Source organism: Nocardia sp. NPDC046473, from assembly GCF_040645995.1.
In the GTDB taxonomy this organism is placed as follows: domain Bacteria; phylum Actinomycetota; class Actinomycetes; order Mycobacteriales; family Mycobacteriaceae; genus Nocardia.
In genome coordinates this window covers 391,156-410,063 of record NZ_JBEYZJ010000005.1, presented here as the reverse complement: position 1 = coordinate 410,063, position 18,908 = coordinate 391,156, and the positions used below count along the sequence as shown (strand labels likewise).

The window sequence follows — 18,908 nt, the reverse complement described above, 5'->3', positions numbered from 1 at the left end:
CCACCACCACACCCCCTGCGCCCAACCACCTTTCACCCCACCGCCACGCCGCTAACCAGGCGATTCGCTCCCCCGGCCCAACCTGAGGTAATCTCTTCGAGCGCCCAGCAACGGGCGCAGAACGGGCTGTGGCGCAGCTTGGTAGCGCACCTGACTGGGGGTCAGGTGGTCGCAGGTTCAAATCCTGTCAGCCCGACCAAGAAAATCCCCTCTGACCAGCGGTCGGAGGGGATTTTCTCATTTGACAATGCGGAGTTGGGGACCATTTGGGGACCGTTCCTTGCTCACAGCGGCTGGCAGCTCCTGACTCAGCGGTCCGCTGGTGGGCGCGGTTAGGAACTTCGACAGCAGATCGCCGTCGTTCTGCAGTGCCTTGATATCGGGGTGCAGGTACCTCTGAGTGATCCTCGGGTCGGTATGTCCGGCAATCTGCTGGAGCCGATGCAAAGGCACACCGGCGTCGGCGAACCAGGTGAGTCCGGTGTGCCGGAGGTCGTGGCGACGCAGATGCTCGTAGCCGAGTTTCGCAACCACGTCGTGCCAGTGCGTGGCCTTACGCAGCACACCGGTTTGGATGCGGCCGCCGCGCGGTCCGACAAATAGGCGCGCCTCCGCCTTACTGCCAGCCGCCTGGATGCGCTTGAGCACCAACGGCCGGATCTCTTCGATGATCGGAATCTTGCGAGACCGTTTACCTTTCGTGCCCTTGTCCTTCAGCCCTCCGGGCCCCGGCGAGGTCTGACGCCTCAGCTGCCAGATCCATTGGTCGGTATCGATGTCACCGACCAGGCAACCGGACACCTCACCAATGCGCACGGCCGTACAGGCCGCGAAGATCACAACATCCCCCCAGCCTCGGTACTGGTCCGCCGACGCCGCCACCAAGGCATCCCCAAGTTTGGTCAACGTCGCCCAGTCAGGCAGCGCCAGCGACCGCGGATCATCCAGCTCGTCCTCATAGCGCTCGTACTGGCGCTGCCACCCGGACACCTCAACTCGATTGCGTTCGATGACCTCGTCGCGCACCGCCTGGTCCAGCACGCGGGCGAGCGCGGCCAAACTGTTCTTGACCCCGGACTTGCTCACCCCGTCCGAAATCCAGTTCATCACCGCCCGGTCGGCAACACCCGCAGAAATCATGGTGACCGGCAGATGCCCGAGCGCCGGAACAACCCGTAGGCGCCACCCGGGCGCGTACGCATCGCCTGCGGTCTTTTCTTCGACTCCCCGCATCGCGGTGTCCCAATTGTTCTTGCCGTATTCCGCCAGCGTCGCCGTTGCGGTCTTCGGATCCACACCGCGCGCAGCGGCCTGCTGAATGCGGTCGACCCATTCCTCGGCTTCCTCGCGGGTATCGAAGGCCTCTGACTTGGACGGACGTTGCTTCGTCACCGGGTCGGTCCATCGCACACGAGCCCGGAAGGGCGTTGCCCGGTCCCGCTCTTCGATGTCCGCGCGGATCTGAACGCCGAGCGGGATCATGTGGATCTGGTCTTTGTCCATTACGCCGCCGTCGGATCGATTCGTCGGTGCTGCAAGTATGCGATGACATCAGCGCCGCTATATCGGGTGACCCGATCCGACAGCCGGACAAACGGAGGACCGTCCGGTGGTCGGGCGGTCCGCCACCGTCGCAGGCTAGACGCATCCACCTTCAGCAGCGCGGCCACTTCCTCAGTTGTGTACCAGGCGTTCTCGGTCAGCTCCCGTACGTCTCGTGCATTGGTGTCAGTCATGGTCGGGTTCCTTCGTTTCTGGTGTATTCCTGGGCGGCGGTGAGGGTTCGGGTGACGGTTGATGAGCTGAGTTCGACCTGCTCGGCGATTCGGGCGTGGGACCAGCCGTGGTCGTGGCGTAGGCGCAGGATCTCGGCTACCTTGCGAGGATCGCGGCGTCCGGCGGGGTCTGCTCCGCAGACACGATTGGCGACCACGGACCAACGATCAGGCGCAGCGCTGGCCTCAATTTCGATGCATTCGACTGGTTCGAGATCGCCCGCTGTGCGGGATTCGGTCAACTCCGTCGAGGTCGAGCGGGTCTCGGTGCGTATTTCACGCACCGCCATGGTGCGGACTGGTTCGAGGCTGTGCACCGGTTCCGGTTCGCTGCGCACGGCCGGTCCATGACGGTGCTCACCGCCGATCATGTGCGCCAGCGCTGCACCCATGCCGAGAACCACAACAGGAAGACAGGCAACGAGCACGGTGACAGGCCAGGGTGCCGTCGTCATTCCCGCGGCTTGCATAAGGTGATAGGCGACTTGCCCGACCGCGCCCAAGCTGAGGCTGCCGAACGCAGAATACTTGGCGTAGCTGCGGGTTCGGTCCGAGCGGATCCGGCCCGATAGCCACACGTAGAGCGCGTAGGAGGCGTATGCCTCCATCCCGATCGGCAGGGTGATGGCGGTGTTGATCGTGAAGTCGTCGGCGATCCCGGGCAGCGGGTGCACCGGGCCGAACCCGGTCAGCTCACCGAGTCCGACCCAGCCGGACCAGATCGCCACGAACGCCGGTAGCGCCAGCAGCAGTACCGGCCACGCCCTCGGCGGCACACCCACCGCCCGCGCGCTGATATCTGGTGCGCTGCGGTGCGCAGCGTTGTTGCTGCGCACCGCTTCTGCACCGGACCAGGATTCGGTCACGGCTCATGCACCGCCGTTCGTGCCGGTCGGGGTGTAGACGGCGGTGTAGAGCTTGGCGCGTTCGTCGTTGGGGTCTTGGCCGACGTAGGTGACCGAGAGCACGGCACCGATTTCGAACGCTCCGGCGCCGGCCTTTTCCAGGGCGGTGCCGATTGCTTGTTCCATCCGCCATGTCGGGTACAAGTTGCGCGGTCCGGCGGGGGTGTCGATCGTGATGAACAGCTGCAGGACCGGGTTGCCCTTCTTGTCCTTGTCGACCTCACCAGGCGCGCCGTTGTACTTCAGTTTCGGCTGCTCGCCGATCTCTACGATGCGCCCGTAGATGGTGGTGCTGGGTGGGGTGTTCTTACCAAACGCGCTTGGCGGCTTGCTTGCGGCGGCCTTGAATCGCTGGCTGTAGTCGATGCTCATGATGTGTTCCTCCGGGGATGCAATGCGTATGAAGGTGAAAGAGTGTTCAGCGGCTGCGGCGGCGGTCGCTGCGGCGCAGCGGTTCTTCCGGGTCGCAGCTCCAGCTCTGGTAGTCGCGCAGGTCGGCGCCCTCGGCGCGCAGCCAGTCCAGGAACTCGTAGTCGGACTGGAAAGCGGTGTCGCGTTCCAGGTGCTCGCGATGCTGGGTCAGGTGGTGGTAGTAAGCGGCCTCGGCGGTGACCACGTCGTGGCTGAGGTCGGGCAACGGCACGTCGTCGGGCCAGTCGGGGTAGACCATGTCCGGGTTGTTCGCAGCGGCGGTGGCGTTGAACACCCCGCGTTCGAGTTGCTGGGCGCGGTCGTGGATTTCGCGGGGATCGGGAGTCGGGTGGTTCATCCGGTGTCCTTTCGTGGTCTATTCAGCGGCTGCGGGTTCGGCCTACGGGTGGCCGAAACCTCTGTTGTTGTGGTCTGTCGAGGTACGGGACGGGTTCGAGGTCTTCGAGCTGGTATCCGGCGTCGAAGTGGTCGCAGAGGTCCTTGCCGCCGCGGGCTTGCAGGACCCTGACCTCCCCGACCCGGCCTTCGAGGGTGTCGGCGACTTTGGCGGCGTGGCGGTAGCCGGGGCGGTCGCGGTCGGCGACCACAATCACCCGCCCCGCCCCGGCCAGCCAGCGCGCATGCTCTGGCTTCCAGCTGCCTGCTCCCATGGCATTGCAGGTAGCGATCAGTCCGGCTTGGTTGGCGCGTAGCACGTCCTTCTCGCCCTCGCACACGAAGATCTCGCGGCCGGTATCGAGGGCTTCGCGGATATGATCCAGGCGCCACGGGATCGGTGCGAAACCTCCTGGTTCCCATGCGGTTCCGGTCCAGTGCTGCTGCGGAAAGTCCTTCTTGTATCCGTGTTCGTGTGGGGTGTGCACGCGGGTGACCGCGCCCTCGATCTGGCCGGTGTGCCAGCGGTAGACGTAAGTGTCGACATTCACCGGAGGCCCGGTCTGCTCCCCCAGATCCTGTTTCCTGGACGCCGGGAACCATGCCGCTTCGATTGCCCTGTCGACTGGATTCAGCTCTCGCCGAACCTGCGGCTGGGGTGGCTGGCACCGTCGGTCGCCGCGGTTCGGGTCGCGCTCGGGTAGCCGGTCGAACATGTCGCGGACTCGAAGATCCAACCGCGACAGCACATCCCGGTCATCGCACCCGGCGAAACAGCGAACGATCGTCTTGGACTGGCTCGGGTCGTACCGCACTCCGAGTGATGGATTGTGGTGGTGTCCGTCGGCTTCGTGGACCGGGCACAAGTAGCGCACCCATCCGGTTCCGGAGCCTTTCCCGTTCCCGACCTTGCGGTCCAACGCGGCGATAATGATCTGCCACGAACGACCCTGCGGCACAGGCGATTCCATGATTTCTCACCGCCCCCGCTCGATCCCGCGACGCTGGCGAGCGGCACCAAAGACGGGTACCGGTGTCTGCGGGGTGAATCTGGCGACGTCGGGCGCGTTGCGTTCGTAGTCGACCGGGAAGGTCTCCCCGGCCAGCTCGCGGGCTTGTTCCAGGCTTCGCCGCTGCACGTCGGTGACCTGGTCGTGTCCGAGGTCGCGGTAGTGCTCGACCCAGTCCATGAACTGGCGGGTGCGATCAGGGTGCAGTCCCCAGCCGTGGTGCGCCTTGCGCAGGTAGTTCCATTGCTCGGCGTGTGGGCTGGCCGACCAGCGTTCGTGGATCTGGTCACGCTGGCGCGCCTGCTCATCGGTGTCGGCGTCCCAGCGGTCGAGGTACTCGGCGTGGAACAGCTCGGCGTTCAGACGCGTGTGTTCGGCGAAGTCGACGCGCATGGCTTCTTCGTGTTCGCGTTCCATGTCAGCGGCTCCGTTCGATCCGGTTGTGTGGCCGTTGCTCGGTCGGCTCGGTTTCGGTTGTGCTGGTGCCGGTTTCGCGTGTCGGGAGGATGCTGGTTCCGCTGAAGTGTTCGATGTAGCTGGTCGCTGGCCGCTCCCAGCGGGCGGCGGCGTCTTCGGTGCTGATTCCGTACGCGGCGCCGATCTGGTCCCAGCTGGCACCGAAACCGCGGGCGTTGAGCACATTTCCGATCGGATCAATGTCGGCGGCACGGTCGATGCGGATCTTGGTCAGGTGCCATTTCGCCAGCCGCCGACGCCCTTCGGGGGTGTCGCGCTGGTCCCGGTCTCGCTTCCAGTCCGCGGTGCCGAACTCTGGACGGTCGAGGAGCCGGTCGGCCAGTTCCCCGGTCTTGAGTGCGATCGTCTGCCGCAGTTCGCTTGCCGCCGCCTGAATCTCGGCGTCACTCGGGACGCGCAGCTCGTCGTTGTGGTTCATCTCTGGCGGCTCCGTTCGTACTGACGCAGGAGTTGCTGTCGTCTGCTCGCGCGGTCTTGTTCGATCTCTTGTGCCTGTTCGAGGCTGCGACGTTGCACGTCATCGAGACCGTCCGCGGCCAGCTCGCGTTGCATCCGTTCGGGATTGAGGTGCCAGCCGTCGCAGGCGTTGCGCAGGAATATCCACTGCTCGCGATACGGGCCAGTCACCCAGCGGTCATCGATCTCGGCACCTTGCTCGATCTGCTGCTGGAACTCGGTTTCGGTGCATCGTCCCGCGTAGTGGTCGCGGAAAGCCTTCGCGTTGAGTCGGTCTGCCGCGACGAACTCCGTCCGCATCGCTTCTTCGTGTTCGCGTTCCATCTCAGCGGCTCCGTTCGATCACGCGTCGCTGCGGAGTCGGTGCGCGCTGACCGGTTTTGCGTTCGGCACGGATCAGGCGCTTATAGCAGGCGTCGCAGCGGCCGCGCCCGCCGTAGCGAGCGCCACCGTGACCGGCTGCGCGCCGATCACCGGTCGCCACACCGCATTTCACGCAACTGCCTGGATTGCGCATCGGGTTAGGCCGTGGCACGGGTCGGGTTGGCTGTTGCTCGGTCAGTCCGAGCATTGCCAGCAGTTCCCCGGCGTCGGCGCGATTGGCCGCGTGTCCGGCGACGGTGAGCCGGGCGCGCCGAAGGGTTTCGGGGTCGATTCTCAGCGACGATGGGGTGTCTTTCACGTCAACGGCTCCGTTCGGTTCCGTTGCGCGGCTGCCCGTTTCGCTTCACGCCGTCGACATCCTGATCGGTCTCGCGGGGCTGTCGCTGGGTGTTGCCGAGTTTGTCGAACTCAGCACGTTCGCGGCTACCGTGGCGATCCCGTTCCGTGAGCCTGACTAACGTGTCATCGAGGTCTTCGTAGGCTTTGTCGCGCTCACGCTTGTAGCGGTCACGCTCGGCTGCGACCTTGCCAACCTGGGGACGTTGACGCAGTTCTTCGATCTCGGCCGCAAGGCGTTGGTTGCGGTTCTTCAGCGCCTCGATTCGGCCGTCGGACTTGGCCAGCTGCCGTTTGAACTCGTCTCGGTCTGCGGTGACCGCGTCCAGTCCACGCTGCAGCATCCCGACGCGGTTGGTCAGCCGGTCCCGGTCGGCGGCGATCTCCCCCAGGCGGCGCTCGATCTTGGCAAATCGTTCCTGATCCGCGCTGGTGTCGGGCGGCTGCTCGACCGGGCGGGCCTGCTGGCCCTCCGTTCGGCTATGGTCCTGGCGCCGCCGGTGTTCGGCGTGCAGCCCGCGGACTTCGTCGGCGACCATCCCAAGTGGGCCGTTGGCGATCTCACTGCTGTTGCTGCGCCCGACCTCGCGGATGGAGGCGGTGAAGTCCTCCCCGCCACGATTGCTGGTGGTTCGGTAGGTGTCGAGCTGCGTCAATGTCCACTCATAGGCCTGCTCGCGAGTAGCGAAGCGCTTCAACCGGTCCCGGTCCTGATGTGGCACCGCCGCGTACTCGTGTTCTTCGAGGTGGATCACGTCGGCCGGTCCCACCAGAGCAACGAACGGCTTGCTGTCCGTCGCGGTCGGCGCTCGGTCTGGAGCTGGGGTGTGCAGGCGTTCGAGTTGCTCGTCGCGGCTGCGGGATTCGGCAGGCGCGTACGACATCACTCGGAGCAGCGGACGCGCCATGCCGGCGGAGTCACGTGCCCGTGCGACCTGGGCGCGGTAGCGCAGTGCTTCGATCCCGCGCACCTTGTGTGCCCGGGAAAAGAGCTTGCCCGGCTTGTACGCGGGGAACACCGTGGCAGCGTCAAGACCATCGAGGGCGATGCCCTTTTCGATCTCGGTGAGGTGCTCGTTGCCCAGGATGCGGTCACGCTTCTCTTCGTAGTGGCGTATCAACGCGGCGGCGTCGCGGCGGCGCCGGTCCTCGTCCACGCGCGAGTCGTTCTGGCGTTGTGCGGCAGCCAGGGCGTGCATGCGGTAGTTGTCGACGCCGTGGACGGTCCAGGTGAGCTGGTGACTGCGTTCGGCTCGCTGCTGCTTGAGCTTGGCTCGCCATTGCCGTGTGATATCGCGGCGGATCAGGTTGCGTTCCAGCCAGTTCGAGGCTTGGGCGTGCTGGCGCAGCATGGAGCTCATCGAGACGACGAACTTGCGGGCCTCACTGGTGATTTCGTCCATTTCAGACATTGCCGTGGTCCTTTCAGGCGGTGGTTATCGAGTGCGTTCGATCGGGGGGCGGTGGGAGAGTTGCTGTTCGCGCTCCTCGCAGGCTTGGGCGGTGAGCCTCAAGCGGCTGGCGTAGCCGCGTGCCCGGCTGAGCTGTTCGCTGGCTCGCCACAGGTTGCTGTCGGCGCTGGCCAGCCACCCCTCGGTGTTCTGGGTGGCATGGAGGGGGCTGATCGGGTCACCGAGGTTGTCGACGTCCAGTGATCGTGGTGACTGGCCCAATTCGTGGTAGCGCTGCTGCAGATCGAGCAGCTTGCGCTGGAGGTCTTCCAGCTGGTCTTGGACCGCACCCACTTCGAGGTAGAGGTCTGAGGGGATGGGCAGGATCGGTTCGTTCTGGTTGTCGGGCATGGCGTTTCGTCTCCTTCGGTGTCGGGTTAGGTGGTTGCGGTGCGGGTGGTTTCGTGCCGAGTCCGTGCCGCGTCGGCTCGATTGAGCAGGGCGCGGAACCGTCCGACAACCAAGCTGAAGATGGCGGCGATGGACCGGTTGAATGCGGTGGTGATTACGGCGACTGCTTGCGGGATCGGTGGCCGGAGAGCGGCGTTCCACCACAGGTAGGCGATCCAGCCGAAGCCGTAGACCGAGATCGGGACAACCACACTGGACGGTTCGCCCCAGGTCGCGAATACCGACAGAGCGATCACAACAGCCGAGCCGCCCACCCCGGCGCGCACTAGCCGCGGTCGCGGACCACGGGACTTGATCGCGGCGACTGTCCACTCGTCGTTGACCTCCCGGTCGGCGCTGGCATCGGTTTTGACCAGGTGCAGTGCGGGTTTCATCGCCTGCTCGGTCGGGCCCGGTGCGTCCTGCCCAGTAGGGAACGGTGCTCGTTCGGCGACGGCGGCGAGGAAATCGGAGACCTCGTCGGCCAGCTTCTCGCCCTGGTCTTTCGGGTCGTTCGGCTCGAAGTCGTCGGGGTCTTCGTCGTCGTGGTCGTGGTTACGGATAATGCGCATTGGTGCTGCCTCACAATCGAATTGGATGAATCAGGGAGATGCGGATTGGTCAGGCGGCGACTTCGGCGCCTGAAGTTGATGCAGCCGCAGCGGCGGCGGTTCCAGGCAGCGGGGAGAGTTCGCTCGGGTCGACGGGGACGACGTGGCCCCACTGGGCGCGTCCTGCCTTGGCGTACACGACCTGGCCGGTCTCGAAGCGGCGAACGCGGTCGGGGTCGACCAGCCACATCTCCCCGACGCTGACTTGGCCTTCATCGCCGTGCCGCTGACCCTTGATCAGGTGCCGCGAGGGCAGCATCCGGCGAATAGATCCGAAGTGCTTGCACAGGTCTCCGGCGTTCTCGCAGTAGCCGATGACCACTCCGCCCGCGCAGGCTTTTAGCAGCCGATTCAGCGACCACTGATCGGCGGCCACGCCCTCGGGTGACTGCGAGGACAGCACCATTGCCACGCCCTGGGAACGGCCGCGTTCAAGGACTTCCTCCAGTCCGATCGAGCCCTGTTTGGTGGTCAGCGCGCTGGCTTCGTCTAGCACGATGGTGACCGAGCGGCGCTGGTCCTTGGCGGTGCGCCCGGCGCGCTGCATGATCAGGCGCAGGATCGCCGCGACCTGGGCGCGCGCGGCGTCCTTGTCCAGCCCAGGCACGGTCACGAACAGCACGTCGAGGTCGTTGATGTCTTTGCCGCCGTCGAACACGACGTGTCCGTGGTGGTCCTGCAGCAGGTCGAACAAGTTGGTGCACTTGATCAATGCGTCATCAAGCTGCGGAGTCTTCTCCGCCTGCGCCGCCTCGATCATGCGCTTCACGTCCGGGGCGTTGCCCCAGATGTCGAGCAGCTTCTCTTCGTTGAGCCGCTCCAGGAACTCCGTCGAGTTGCGCGGCGGCCCGACCGGCGCGTCCACCACCAGCGACACGATCCGGCGGCGGATCTCGTCGAAATGCTGGCCCTCTGAGGTGCTGGCTTCGCCCGCGTTGAGCAGGTCACCGACAATCGCGCGCAGGTCGCGGGCGGGCATTCCCGTCCAGATGTCGAGCCGGTCGGCCAGCGGCATCATCGCGATCCGGTCCGGGTGGATGCCCATCGTGATTGCGTTGGCCCGCAACTCGATTCCGAGGTCTTTGTCGTCCTCGCCGCCCTTGCAGGAGATCACGGCCAGCAGCGGGCGGGGATGCTTCTTGCGCATGCCTGGGACGTCTTTCCATTGCTGCCAGGCGCGCCACTCGTAGTCGAACGTCGCCAGCGCGTAGCGCTTCATCAGCTCGGTCTTGCCTGCACCGGTCGTGGCGAAGATCCCGAAGTGGCGGCGGGCTTCCTTGTGGGGGATCGCCAGCCACGACTGATGGCGCGCGGTCAGCTCCGACCAGACCCCCAACGGATTCGAGGTTGTGCGGTCGGCCAGCGGGCCCAGCACGATCGAATCGCCAGCGCTGTAGGGGGCACCGAGCTTCGCCGCACGAGCCGCGCCCTTGAACTTGCGGGCCGCGATCGCATGCTGGACTCGCTCGGTGCGACCGAGTGACTTGAGGCCGACGCTGTTGGTTTTGTGCACGAACTTTGCCCACCAGTAGGAGGCGATCAGCGATGCGAACGGCGCTCCGAGAGCGAGCATCATCCGCAGTCCGGCCCAGTCGCCATCTGTGACGCGGGAGGCGCCGGCCACGAACAGCACCGCGGGTACCGACCACGAACCGCCGGCCAGCGCAGAGGTCGCGGGCAGCAGCAGTGAGGCGATCGCGAAGTTACGCAACCGATGTGGCGCCAACGGCCACCGCGCCGCGACGGCCACGATCATGACCAGCATCGCCACGACCACCACCCCGCACACCGTCGCCGTGGTCGCCACGTGTGCGATGCCGGACAGGTCAGGCAGTTGCAATCCGTCCAGGTGTTTGATCGGCGGCGCGTCGGGGCGAATAAGCCCGGTGTGCGACGGCTCCTGCACCGCGGTCGGCGTTGCCGGTGTCGGCGTGGTGGTGTTGGTGCCGAGCGGGTCGCAATCGGTGGGGGTGAGGATGGGTTGGCAATTCTGGTTGCTCATGACGCCCTGCCTGTGATGTGAAGTCCGTTGCCGCCATGGCGCTTTGCCGCCTTGGCCTTGTTGCGGCGCGCGAGGTAGCTGGTCCACTCGTCGTCGAAATCACCGATCGCGAACAGCAGGGAGAGCTCGGCCAGCTCGCGCGGCAGCCGGTCATAGGCGGCGTTGACGTTGTCGGCCACCGATGCCGACCGGCAGAGATACAGGAGACCGACCACCGACTCCGGAGTCGCGTCGCGGGCGGCGCGCAATGCGCCCTGCAGGGCGGTATCCATGTGTGCGCCGTGTTTGACGCTGAGTTCGACCTCCAGTGCCCACCAACCGCGCTGGCCTTCCACCTCGCCGAGGAACCGGCCATCGTGGATGTGCGGTCGCCCTGCCCGCGGTGCGCGGCCGGTGCTGAAATCGGTCAGCCCGGAACGGGATTCGTTGGCTTCATCCTTGGCGCGCTGCCACAACCGGCGCTCGGAAATCCAGCGTTCAGGGGCGGTGCCGACGAGCATGATCCGGGCTTGACCAACAGCGCGATAGTGCTCGGCATACATCAGCGGCGGATGCCAATCCCTGGGCCGCCACCCCAGGTAGCGCGCTGCGGTCACCCGCGTCGGCACCACCCACTTCTCGCCGGGCTGCACCTGCTCCAACTCACCAATGCGCTTGTCCTCGAACAGCGCCTTGACCAGGCTGTAGGTGTGGTTCTTCTCCATCCCGAGAAACCACGCCAACACATCGACCTGCATGCCATGCATCTCCGACAACGCGGCCAGTGCTGTCGTCTTGCGCGCCGTCGACATCGACGAGCGCTGCGAGCGCAACAGGTCCTGCACCGTGGTCCGCGGAAGACCGACGCGGCGGCTTATCTCGCTCTGGCTGTATCCGTTTTCGTGCAGCGCAGCGATTTCACCGAGACCGGCCTCGACCTTGCGCGCTGAAATGCCCAGCAACCGCGCGATCTCCCGATAGCCAGCCCCGCTACCGCGCAGCCCGCTAATGATCTGGTCGCGATAGTCGAACTCCAGATCCCCGTATCGACTCGCCGCCCTCTTGTTGTGGTTCATCGGGTTCGCGTCCTTCCTTGCCCTCGCGTCGTAGTCCGCCGACGGGCGGCCAGATCGGCGCGGGCGCGCTCAATCACCTCGCGCATGTCGCTGGCATCGATCCCGCGGCGCTCGCACGCGGTCACCGACCGGGTCCAGCGCGCCACCTGCAATGCCGCCAACTGGGCTTCCGACGACTCCCGCTTCGGCACTGCCTTCTCGCCGTCGTAGAGGTGCGCCACCATCGGCGGCCGCCCACGCCGGCCGCGCATCACCTGCGCTTGCGGTTCACGCTCGCTGGGTCGTTGATTTCGTTGCGCTAGCTGCTTTTTGGTCCGCAAATGCAGTGGCGCCATCCGCCACGGCCACGTCGGAAGCCCGTACTCACGGCCGTCCGGGTCCAGAAACTTGCTCATCGGGACCGCCCGATTCGGCGAGACTTCTGCGCAGTTCGCTCGCTGTCGGCGAGCCGAGCGGCGACCTCTGCGCGCATCTGGTCGGCACGTTCACGGCCAAATTCGATGTCCCACAGCCGATCAGTGACCTCAGCCTTCTCGGACCAGACGGACGCCGAAACTGATTGGTGGTGCTCGACTTTCGAAAGCTCGCCCTGACAGTCACCCTGGAAGTTCTTCGCCTCCATCGAATGCGTAGCAGCCATCAGCATGTCGTCCAAGACGCCATCAACCACTCGAAGGCGGCGATCTTCCGCCTTCAACGCCGTCAGCTCGCTGTCGTCCCACTCTGGTGTGCTCATCGGTGCACTCCCGCAACGTCAGACGCGGGAGCACACGATCCCGAGCGCTCCGGTGGAACACCGGAGTTCACAGATCGGCAGACGTTCGGTGACGGCGTGTAGTGCTGGTAGTCGACCCATGCCGCGCTGCATCCGGCCATCGCGATCAGAATCAGCGCCGCCAGCGCACCGAGCCGAACCACCGGCGGCAACACACCTAATGGCGCATACACCGACGCGACACCCGTGAACTCAGGGCCAGCCATCGAATGCAACGGGCTGTGACCACCACGGCGATCGAAATGCGTAACTGTGTATCCCTGGATCGGCGGGTCCTGCCGCCACGGGGTGCTCATCGCCGCCACCCCGCCCGACGACTCGACCGCCACAGAGTCAACGCACCCAACAGCATCACCGTGAAGCCAACGACCTCGGGATGGGCCAGCATCAGGAATCCGACCGATATTGCGGCCAGAGCGAATCCAGCTGTCCGAGCGCGCATTAGGAGTCACCACCGGTGCGGTCTGCACGCAGTCCGGCGGGCTGGACGAGCGCGAGCACCTCGTCGGGATGGACCCGCCACATACGACCGTTCAGGAGCCAGCCTCGTATGTGACCAGCCTTGATCCAGTTCTTGATGGTGTTGGCGTCGACGCCGACCAGCGATGCGGCAGCCTTCGTGCCGATCAGACCTGTGGGCGTATCGGCCGATGAAGAGCTTGTGGTCAACAGGATCACTCCCCTGGGAGAAGAAACGGAAATTTCGTCAACCAGAGAGTCCCTCGAATACATGTCCGAAAGAAGGCCGATTATGAGGACATGAGTGGGACATTTAACACTGAATCGGGGCGAATACGTCCAGATCTGGGACTAGACTGCCCATATGGCAACTCAAGGGAACGCAGCGCTGCGAGCAGCGCGGCAAGCACTTGGCTACCGATCTCAAGGGGCACTTGCCGATGCCCTCACCGAGACAGCCCGCCAGATTGGCTTGCGGATCGAAGTCGCAAGCCGAACCGTTCGGCGATGGGAATCGACGGAACCGCCATGGCCACACCCCGACCACGCCACAGCTCTGGAAGCGTTGTTCAAGCGCCCCATCACAGAGCTTGGGTTCACACCGCCCTGGTCGGAGGAGCTGTCAGGATCTGGCAGGCCCGTCGGCCGTTCAGCAGCTGACAACCGGATGGCAAGCAATCAACGCCTGTTTGGCGCATCAGTTCCGCAACTTCCGGCTTCAGTCGCGACCGACTACATGGCGGTCACGGTGTCGCATCGCCACCTCTATTGGTCTGTGCCAGCCGTCCGCCTTCATCGATCAGTCGCCGAACACTCACAACTCGGTGTCGAGCTTCTTCCTCAGGTATCCGGTCCAGCGAAAGACTTGCTCGCGAAAGCGGTTTCAGAATCCAGCCTGCTCGCAGGTCGCTTGGAGTTCTTTGATCTTCAGCAACCCGAACTGTCACAGCCCAGTTTTGTCCTAGCGCTTCAGGCTGCACACGAAGCAGGCGACTCGCTGTTAGGTGCTGCGGCGCTAGCACACATGGCTTTCGCGCCTGCGTTCTCTGGGGATGCATCTCGAGCAGAGGAGGCACGGGAACGCCTCCGCGCTGCACGAGCATTCGCCAGGAGGGGTGGTGCAAATGCCGAGATGACCGCGTGGCTGGATGCAGTTGAGGCCGAAGTTGAAACTCGCTTCGGTGACACAAGACGCGCACTCTCGCTGATCCACCATGCGGAGGAGGCATACCGAGAGGAGGGCGATGACGAGCAACCCTCACCGGCGTGGCTGGATTGGTTCTCGCCTGTACGTCTAGCAGGGTTCAAGGGAAACACCCTGATGGTCGCGGGTCGGGGCCGCGAAGCCCGCGAAACACTGGAGGCGGTCCTGAGTGACCTACCGGAGGGCGCAATCAAGCAGCGGTCAATCTACTTGGCTGACGTCGCCGCGGCATCCGTCCTTGAAAACAACCCCGAGCAGGCATGCCGGTTCCTGGAAGAGGCGCTCGACCTACTCGGGAGAAACTGGTACGCCACGGCCGTGGATCGGATCAAGGTGGTGCGCCAATCCCTGCGGCAGTGGGATTCTCTACCGGCAGTCCGTAGCCTCGATGAGCGCCTGTATGACTGGCATACGACGGTCAACTCACTCGTCGGCTAGCTCAGATTGTTCTCTGCGCCGACAATGCCGGAAAGCTCGTTGAGGTCGCGGATTCGCCAGTCGGAAAGGTCCGCGACCTCTTGCTTGTCGCGGTGGATCCACCCCCACGGCCCTCTTTCCAGGTAGGCCGTACGCATCCCAACCTGCTTCGCCGGCGCGACATCGTTATCGATCCGGTCGCCGACGTAGACGATCTCAGAAGCGGGGCAGCCCGCGGCCTCGATAACCTTTTCGAAGAATCCGAGCGCTGGCTTCTGAATGCCCCAGTCGTCGGACGTGGCGATGAAGTCGGTCGGCAGGTTCAGTCCGCGGAGCAACGTTCCAGCCCTGACGGTCTGGTTGCCGACTATGCCAACCCACACGCCCATTTCACGCAGCTTGGTCAGAGCTGGGCGAACGTCAGGGTACAAATCGTCTTCACCGAACCACTCGGGCTTACCCGCGTCGGCCCGTGCCTGCCGTTCGCGGTCCAGGTCAAACCCAGGCTGGAAAACCTGGAACGTCTCGCGGTAGTCGAGGCCGGTTGCGATCACGGCGCCAAAGACTGCCGCAAATGTATGCCGCGGCACACCGAGCCAATCGGCCCAAGTGCCGTACTCACGGGTCTCGTCGACCAGCGTTTCTCCAACGTCGAAGACAACTGCCTCAATCACGTTCCAACCGTACCTGGCTGGCCGCCCCCGTCGGTCGGCCGGACTGGAGCCGTCGACCCTGCTGTCTTCGCCGGGGCGATCAGACCCTTGTGCCGGCCGTAGATGAGATACACGCAGTCGTCGCATACGACAAGATTCTTGCTGCCTGGGTTGTAGATGAACCCTCCGTCGCGCCCGACCCCCCGCTGACACTCAATACAGAAGGCCCCGAACTGATTGCGCTGCATGACGTTCCCCTCGCCAGGGTCGAACTGGATGTTCGACGAGATGCATTTGATAATGCGCCCTGGCACCGACAACTTCGGCTTGCGACCAACTCCTCCGTTGTGGTTCTCCCGCCTAGATACCACCGCGATTCGCGCTGCATGCTCTGGCCGCTGGAACATGCGCGCCTGCAACCCGCCACTGCCGCACTTGGCCTACTCCCGCACTGAGCGCGCTGTCGCGCGAACACGTCACCGTAGGTGGCGCAGCTCTAGACGTAACTGACCCACCTGGCGCAACCCGCTCCCAACCCTGCTTTGTGGTCTCTCTTTGTGGTTCTTCCTCTCCATCCTCCTGCTCTTGTCTTTCTGATCTTTTGTTTGGTGTTGTCTCTTCTTCTGCCCGGTCCCCACTCTCTATGAACAGCGAAGCCATAGAGAGTGGGGACCGGGCAGAAGAAGAGGCGGCGCCAAACACAGCAGGTAGAGCCCTAATTTCAATACTGGGTGCCGGGACTGTGCCGGGACTTGCCAAGTCCCGGCACAGTCCCGGCCGACTCCCGTCATAGTCCCGGCACTGTCCCGGCAGCAGCGAGCAGGCTCATCACCTTTCGCGCCGATAGCGGGCTCCCGATGGCCTACTCTGGTTACGCTGAAATCCGAACCGTGCCGGTACGACGAATGAGGTTGGGGGACAGCGTGGCTCAAGAAACGGATGACCAGTGGCAGCCTGGAACGCGTGTGTGGGCGGCGGAGGAGGCTTTCTTCCCGGGCAAATACCACGACATGAACTTCTCCTTCGGGATAGTCATGCCGATGGGGACGCCGGCGTTGGCGACGCCGGCGGAACTGGGAGAGCGGGAGGTGAAGACCACCAAACCGCCAGAAGTGGGGATGATTCCGATCCACTGGAACCACGTATCCAAGTGCTCCTGGGAGCACACGTCGGAGCTAGTAAACGAACTAACCCCTGACGTAGAGGAAGATGCCGCCAATCTGGCCATTGATGTTCGCCGTCGCGAGGCATTGAAAGCGGTCCCGTCCCGTCCGAAGCGTGCCCGCAAACCCGTCATGACAGTAGCCCTAGACGCCGAGCTGAAAGAGCGGGTTGAGCAGGCATTGAGAGCCGTCGACTCGACGTACCGAGAGCACGCAACCGCCTTCATACGATGGTTCGTCAGGGACACAGATGAACTGCCCTCACGCCCGGACTATCCCCTCCCGTACTTCCCGTATGGCGAGTAGGCCACCGTGGCCGTTGCTAGGCCAACGCGGAACACTCCGCAGGGTCGGCTCCGGCTACCTGGCTCGCGTAGCCGCCGCCCTGAGGCCAACTATCCAAACGAGGCAGCTATCGGTGCGTGAGCCAGCCGTACCCCGATCCGGACGATGCCATCCAGACATCGAGTCGCCCGATAGTAACGCCAAGCCTGCCGTGATCTATATCACTTGTACACGTTGACCATGAGGTCAGACGCCAATCGAAAGCGTGGACGGCTTGAGAAGCCTACAGCTCGATGAAAAATTGGATTGCGCAGCAGCTCACATAATCGACCGAGCCCGTTAATCCGATGAGTCCCGAACTCGCTATCAATGATAGGTTAACATGGACATCCTGACCGATAGTAAGATGCGATCGTTTGCCGAGAGAAACGGATTCTCATGCAAGCAATCTGAGCAATTCGAATTGTACGTAGCTAGCATCTATGCCGAACGGTACATTGGTGGCAATATCAAGCTTCTCGATGACATCGTAATAGGTGGCGGAGATGACGAAGGTGTGGACGTAGTTGCGATTGTAGTGAATGGTGAAATCGTTACCGATCCAGACGACGTGGCCAATGTAACTGAAGATCGTGACGATAACGATGTTCGCGCTATTTACATACAAGCGAAAACCAGCGAGAAATTTGACTCTAAGCTAATCGCAAAGTTCTTGCATGGAATTGAGATCTGCACCAAAGCTGCGGCCAAACGATCACCTTTACCAAGGGGCTCCGCACTGTCGCAGACTGTTGCGATTCTCGAAGCGGTGATCGATAGGATTGATCGCTTCCGGACGGCGAGAATACCGGTGGAGATCTATTACGTAACCACCGCGAAGCATCTGGGCGCTGATGCGTTGAGTGAGAGTCAAGTAATCTCGGCGGTAGAGAGGCTCCGAGACCTAGATGTCTACAATGACGACTTGACCCTGAAGCTGCATGGCAAGAATGAGATTTCGGCGAAAGAGAAGGAGCGGAGGGGTCCGCAAGATGTTGAGTTCAGATTCTCACGGAAGTCGTCTATTCCGGAGACGGAAGGAATTGAGCAGGCCTACATTGGCATAATTGAGGCGAGCGAGTTCATTAAGATACTATTCGACGGAGAGGCCATTAGGCCAGGAATCTTCGACGACAACGTACGCCTCTATCAAGGCGATCAGAATCAAGTTAACCAGCGCATCTACTCGACTCTTGAGTCACAGCGTAGAGAGATGTTTCCGTTTCTCAACAACGGAGTTACGATTGTAGCTAGAAAGCTGACAAACGTTGCAGACAAGTTTTCCATTTCAGGATATCAAGTTGTTAACGGAGGTCAAACGAGTCATCAACTAGTTCGATGGTACAGAAATCTGACCGAGGAGCAGCGGTCGGGCTATGATCTTACGTCTATCTGGGTCCCAATCAAGGTTATTGCTACGTCGAATACTGATATTGTCTCAGAGGTAACAATCGCGACAAATCTTCAAACCTCAATCGCATCGACCGACATACAAGCCAGCACGCAAGATGCGAAGAATGTGCAGCAATATTTCGAGCAGTCCGGGCAGGATGGACTTCGATATGCTCGGCAGAGCGGTTTACCTATCAACACGGCCGGTTTCACCCGCTTGCGGGTAGTTACTACACCCGACCTCAACCGTGCGGTTGCTTCGTGCGTCTTTGGAGAATCATCGCGCGCAATCGGGTCTCCAAATGAATTGGCATCCGAAGATTCGTTCGTTTGGGACGGAGTTCCAGTCGCTCTATATTACGTTTCCGCATGGATAGTTTATCGCATTGAGAGCTATTTCAGGCGCACTCGGGACATCTTTGAGATCCAGGTGCTTAAAGCTGCGAAATACCATATAGCCATGCTAGTGGCCGTGCAATCCTTCCCGGATTTCGCCAAAATTTATGCTGACCGGAGCGAACGCAAGACAATGCAGTCAATTGCGCAGAAGACTTCTACCGGTCAGTGGAAAGAAGGCATCGACGAGGGTGTTGAGGCTGCCGTGTCGTTAGTGCGTGCTCATTTCGCGGAAGTGGTCAGTGAGGGCAGATCACTGCGCAAGGATGATGTCCGTGCCCGAAAAGTGCAGACGGACCTTCTCGAGGCGGCTCAGGCTAAAACCAAATAGCCATAAGGGGGCAGCAGAGACGGCACTCCATCGAGCAAGTCCTAAAGCGAGAGTCACAGAGAACGAGCCAAAGGATCCGACCGATGCGATCTCCAAACGAGCCCACCCGATGGCCGGACGGATTCACTCCTCCGT

The 18,908-nt window shown here is 63.0% G+C and carries 22 protein-coding genes and 1 tRNA gene; 4 read left to right on the top strand and 19 right to left on the bottom strand.

The window, feature by feature from the left end:
- Positions 1-122: 122 nt before the first annotated feature.
- A tRNA-Pro gene (locus tag ABZ942_RS19860) sits at positions 123-199 on the top strand.
- A gap of 38 nt (positions 200-237) precedes the next feature.
- Here ABZ942_RS19860 and ABZ942_RS19855 read toward each other — a convergent pair.
- The 18 genes from ABZ942_RS19855 to ABZ942_RS19770 form a co-directional block, all read right to left on the bottom strand.
- The gene (locus ABZ942_RS19855; RefSeq protein ID WP_357383933.1) at positions 238-1,503 is read right to left on the bottom strand and encodes a tyrosine-type recombinase/integrase; all 1,266 of its coding nucleotides are present in this window, start codon (positions 1,501-1,503) and stop codon (positions 238-240) included.
- A complete protein-coding gene (locus ABZ942_RS19850; protein ID WP_357383931.1) occupies positions 1,503-1,736 on the bottom strand; it encodes a helix-turn-helix domain-containing protein in 234 nt (77 codons plus the stop codon). Before ABZ942_RS19850 ends, ABZ942_RS19855 begins: the two co-directional genes overlap by 1 nt.
- The gene (locus tag ABZ942_RS19845; RefSeq protein WP_357383930.1) at positions 1,733-2,641 is read right to left on the bottom strand and encodes a sigma-70 region 4 domain-containing protein; all 909 of its coding nucleotides are present in this window, start codon (positions 2,639-2,641) and stop codon (positions 1,733-1,735) included. Before ABZ942_RS19845 ends, ABZ942_RS19850 begins: the two co-directional genes overlap by 4 nt.
- 3 nt (positions 2,642-2,644) lie before the next feature.
- Positions 2,645-3,052, bottom strand: coding sequence for a hypothetical protein (locus ABZ942_RS19840; RefSeq protein WP_357383928.1), 408 nt, complete (start codon positions 3,050-3,052; stop codon positions 2,645-2,647).
- Between the two features lie 46 nt (positions 3,053-3,098).
- Positions 3,099-3,449, bottom strand: a complete 351-nt coding sequence (locus ABZ942_RS19835; protein WP_357383926.1) for a hypothetical protein — start codon at positions 3,447-3,449, stop codon at positions 3,099-3,101.
- A gap of 22 nt (positions 3,450-3,471) precedes the next feature.
- Positions 3,472-4,458 (bottom strand): toprim domain-containing protein, encoded by a 987-nt coding sequence (locus ABZ942_RS19830; protein WP_357383924.1) that lies wholly within the window; start codon positions 4,456-4,458, stop codon positions 3,472-3,474.
- Positions 4,459-4,464: 6 nt separating this feature from the next.
- Positions 4,465-4,914, bottom strand: a complete 450-nt coding sequence (locus ABZ942_RS19825; protein WP_357383922.1) for a hypothetical protein — start codon at positions 4,912-4,914, stop codon at positions 4,465-4,467.
- A 1-nt stretch (position 4,915) separates the two neighbouring features.
- Positions 4,916-5,392 carry a hypothetical protein gene (locus tag ABZ942_RS19820; RefSeq protein ID WP_357383920.1) on the bottom strand — a complete coding sequence of 159 codons (477 nt, stop codon included), beginning with the start codon at positions 5,390-5,392 and terminating at the stop codon, positions 4,916-4,918.
- Positions 5,389-5,754, bottom strand: coding sequence for a hypothetical protein (locus ABZ942_RS19815; protein WP_357383918.1), 366 nt, complete (start codon positions 5,752-5,754; stop codon positions 5,389-5,391). Before ABZ942_RS19815 ends, ABZ942_RS19820 begins: the two co-directional genes overlap by 4 nt.
- Position 5,755: 1 nt before the next feature.
- Positions 5,756-6,112 (bottom strand): hypothetical protein, encoded by a 357-nt coding sequence (locus ABZ942_RS19810; RefSeq protein WP_357383916.1) that lies wholly within the window; start codon positions 6,110-6,112, stop codon positions 5,756-5,758.
- 1 nt (position 6,113) lies between these two features.
- Positions 6,114-7,562: a hypothetical protein gene (locus ABZ942_RS19805; RefSeq protein WP_357383914.1), complete on the bottom strand. Its 1,449-nt coding sequence runs from the start codon at positions 7,560-7,562 to the stop codon at positions 6,114-6,116.
- 24 nt (positions 7,563-7,586) lie between these two features.
- Entirely contained in the window at positions 7,587-7,952 is a 366-nt protein-coding gene (locus ABZ942_RS19800; protein WP_357383912.1) for a hypothetical protein, read from the bottom strand.
- Positions 7,953-7,978: 26 nt separating this feature from the next.
- Entirely contained in the window at positions 7,979-8,563 is a 585-nt protein-coding gene (locus ABZ942_RS19795) for a hypothetical protein (protein ID WP_357383910.1), read from the bottom strand.
- 49 nt (positions 8,564-8,612) lie between these two features.
- Positions 8,613-10,604 carry a type IV secretory system conjugative DNA transfer family protein gene (locus tag ABZ942_RS19790; RefSeq protein WP_357383908.1) on the bottom strand — a complete coding sequence of 664 codons (1,992 nt, stop codon included), beginning with the start codon at positions 10,602-10,604 and terminating at the stop codon, positions 8,613-8,615.
- Positions 10,601-11,659, bottom strand: a complete 1,059-nt coding sequence (locus ABZ942_RS19785; protein ID WP_357383907.1) for a hypothetical protein — start codon at positions 11,657-11,659, stop codon at positions 10,601-10,603. Before ABZ942_RS19785 ends, ABZ942_RS19790 begins: the two co-directional genes overlap by 4 nt.
- On the bottom strand, positions 11,656-12,054 hold the full coding sequence (locus ABZ942_RS19780) for a hypothetical protein (RefSeq protein ID WP_357383905.1): 399 nt from the start codon (positions 12,052-12,054) through the stop codon (positions 11,656-11,658). Before ABZ942_RS19780 ends, ABZ942_RS19785 begins: the two co-directional genes overlap by 4 nt.
- The gene (locus ABZ942_RS19775; protein WP_357383903.1) at positions 12,051-12,395 is read right to left on the bottom strand and encodes a hypothetical protein; all 345 of its coding nucleotides are present in this window, start codon (positions 12,393-12,395) and stop codon (positions 12,051-12,053) included. The genes ABZ942_RS19780 and ABZ942_RS19775 overlap by 4 nt, the downstream gene beginning before the upstream one ends.
- Before the next feature lie 480 nt (positions 12,396-12,875).
- Positions 12,876-13,103: a helix-turn-helix domain-containing protein gene (locus tag ABZ942_RS19770; RefSeq protein WP_357383901.1), complete on the bottom strand. Its 228-nt coding sequence runs from the start codon at positions 13,101-13,103 to the stop codon at positions 12,876-12,878.
- Positions 13,104-13,257: 154 nt separating this feature from the next.
- Between ABZ942_RS19770 and ABZ942_RS19765 the strand changes: the two genes are divergently transcribed.
- Positions 13,258-14,535: an XRE family transcriptional regulator gene (locus ABZ942_RS19765; protein WP_357383900.1), complete on the top strand. Its 1,278-nt coding sequence runs from the start codon at positions 13,258-13,260 to the stop codon at positions 14,533-14,535.
- Here the strand turns inward: ABZ942_RS19765 and ABZ942_RS19760 are convergent.
- Positions 14,532-15,188, bottom strand: a complete 657-nt coding sequence (locus tag ABZ942_RS19760) for an HAD family hydrolase (protein ID WP_357383898.1) — start codon at positions 15,186-15,188, stop codon at positions 14,532-14,534. The two genes, ABZ942_RS19765 and ABZ942_RS19760, sit on opposite strands and share 4 nt — an antisense overlap.
- Positions 15,189-16,132: 944 nt before the next feature.
- Between ABZ942_RS19760 and ABZ942_RS19755 the strand changes: the two genes are divergently transcribed.
- Positions 16,133-16,636 (top strand): hypothetical protein, encoded by a 504-nt coding sequence (locus tag ABZ942_RS19755; protein WP_357383896.1) that lies wholly within the window; start codon positions 16,133-16,135, stop codon positions 16,634-16,636.
- A gap of 361 nt (positions 16,637-16,997) precedes the next feature.
- Positions 16,998-18,773, top strand: coding sequence for an AIPR family protein (locus tag ABZ942_RS19750; protein WP_357383894.1), 1,776 nt, complete (start codon positions 16,998-17,000; stop codon positions 18,771-18,773).
- Positions 18,774-18,908: the final 135 nt, after the last annotated feature.

Coding starts and splice junctions, on each gene's coding strand:
- ABZ942_RS19855 (WP_357383933.1), bottom strand. CDS start 1,503: ATGGACAAAGACCAGATCCACATGATCCCGCTCGGCGTTCAGATCCGC.
- ABZ942_RS19850 (WP_357383931.1), bottom strand. CDS start 1,736: ATGACTGACACCAATGCACGAGACGTACGGGAGCTGACCGAGAACGCC.
- ABZ942_RS19840 (WP_357383928.1), bottom strand. CDS start 3,052: ATGAGCATCGACTACAGCCAGCGATTCAAGGCCGCCGCAAGCAAGCCG.
- ABZ942_RS19835 (WP_357383926.1), bottom strand. CDS start 3,449: ATGAACCACCCGACTCCCGATCCCCGCGAAATCCACGACCGCGCCCAG.
- ABZ942_RS19830 (WP_357383924.1), bottom strand. CDS start 4,458: ATGGAATCGCCTGTGCCGCAGGGTCGTTCGTGGCAGATCATTATCGCC.
- ABZ942_RS19825 (WP_357383922.1), bottom strand. CDS start 4,914: ATGGAACGCGAACACGAAGAAGCCATGCGCGTCGACTTCGCCGAACAC.
- ABZ942_RS19820 (WP_357383920.1), bottom strand. CDS start 5,392: ATGAACCACAACGACGAGCTGCGCGTCCCGAGTGACGCCGAGATTCAG.
- ABZ942_RS19815 (WP_357383918.1), bottom strand. CDS start 5,754: ATGGAACGCGAACACGAAGAAGCGATGCGGACGGAGTTCGTCGCGGCA.
- ABZ942_RS19805 (WP_357383914.1), bottom strand. CDS start 7,562: ATGTCTGAAATGGACGAAATCACCAGTGAGGCCCGCAAGTTCGTCGTC.
- ABZ942_RS19800 (WP_357383912.1), bottom strand. CDS start 7,952: ATGCCCGACAACCAGAACGAACCGATCCTGCCCATCCCCTCAGACCTC.
- ABZ942_RS19795 (WP_357383910.1), bottom strand. CDS start 8,563: ATGCGCATTATCCGTAACCACGACCACGACGACGAAGACCCCGACGAC.
- ABZ942_RS19790 (WP_357383908.1), bottom strand. CDS start 10,604: ATGAGCAACCAGAATTGCCAACCCATCCTCACCCCCACCGATTGCGAC.
- ABZ942_RS19785 (WP_357383907.1), bottom strand. CDS start 11,659: ATGAACCACAACAAGAGGGCGGCGAGTCGATACGGGGATCTGGAGTTC.
- ABZ942_RS19780 (WP_357383905.1), bottom strand. CDS start 12,054: ATGAGCAAGTTTCTGGACCCGGACGGCCGTGAGTACGGGCTTCCGACG.
- ABZ942_RS19775 (WP_357383903.1), bottom strand. CDS start 12,395: ATGAGCACACCAGAGTGGGACGACAGCGAGCTGACGGCGTTGAAGGCG.
- ABZ942_RS19765 (WP_357383900.1), top strand. CDS start 13,258: ATGGCAACTCAAGGGAACGCAGCGCTGCGAGCAGCGCGGCAAGCACTT.
- ABZ942_RS19750 (WP_357383894.1), top strand. CDS start 16,998: ATGGACATCCTGACCGATAGTAAGATGCGATCGTTTGCCGAGAGAAAC.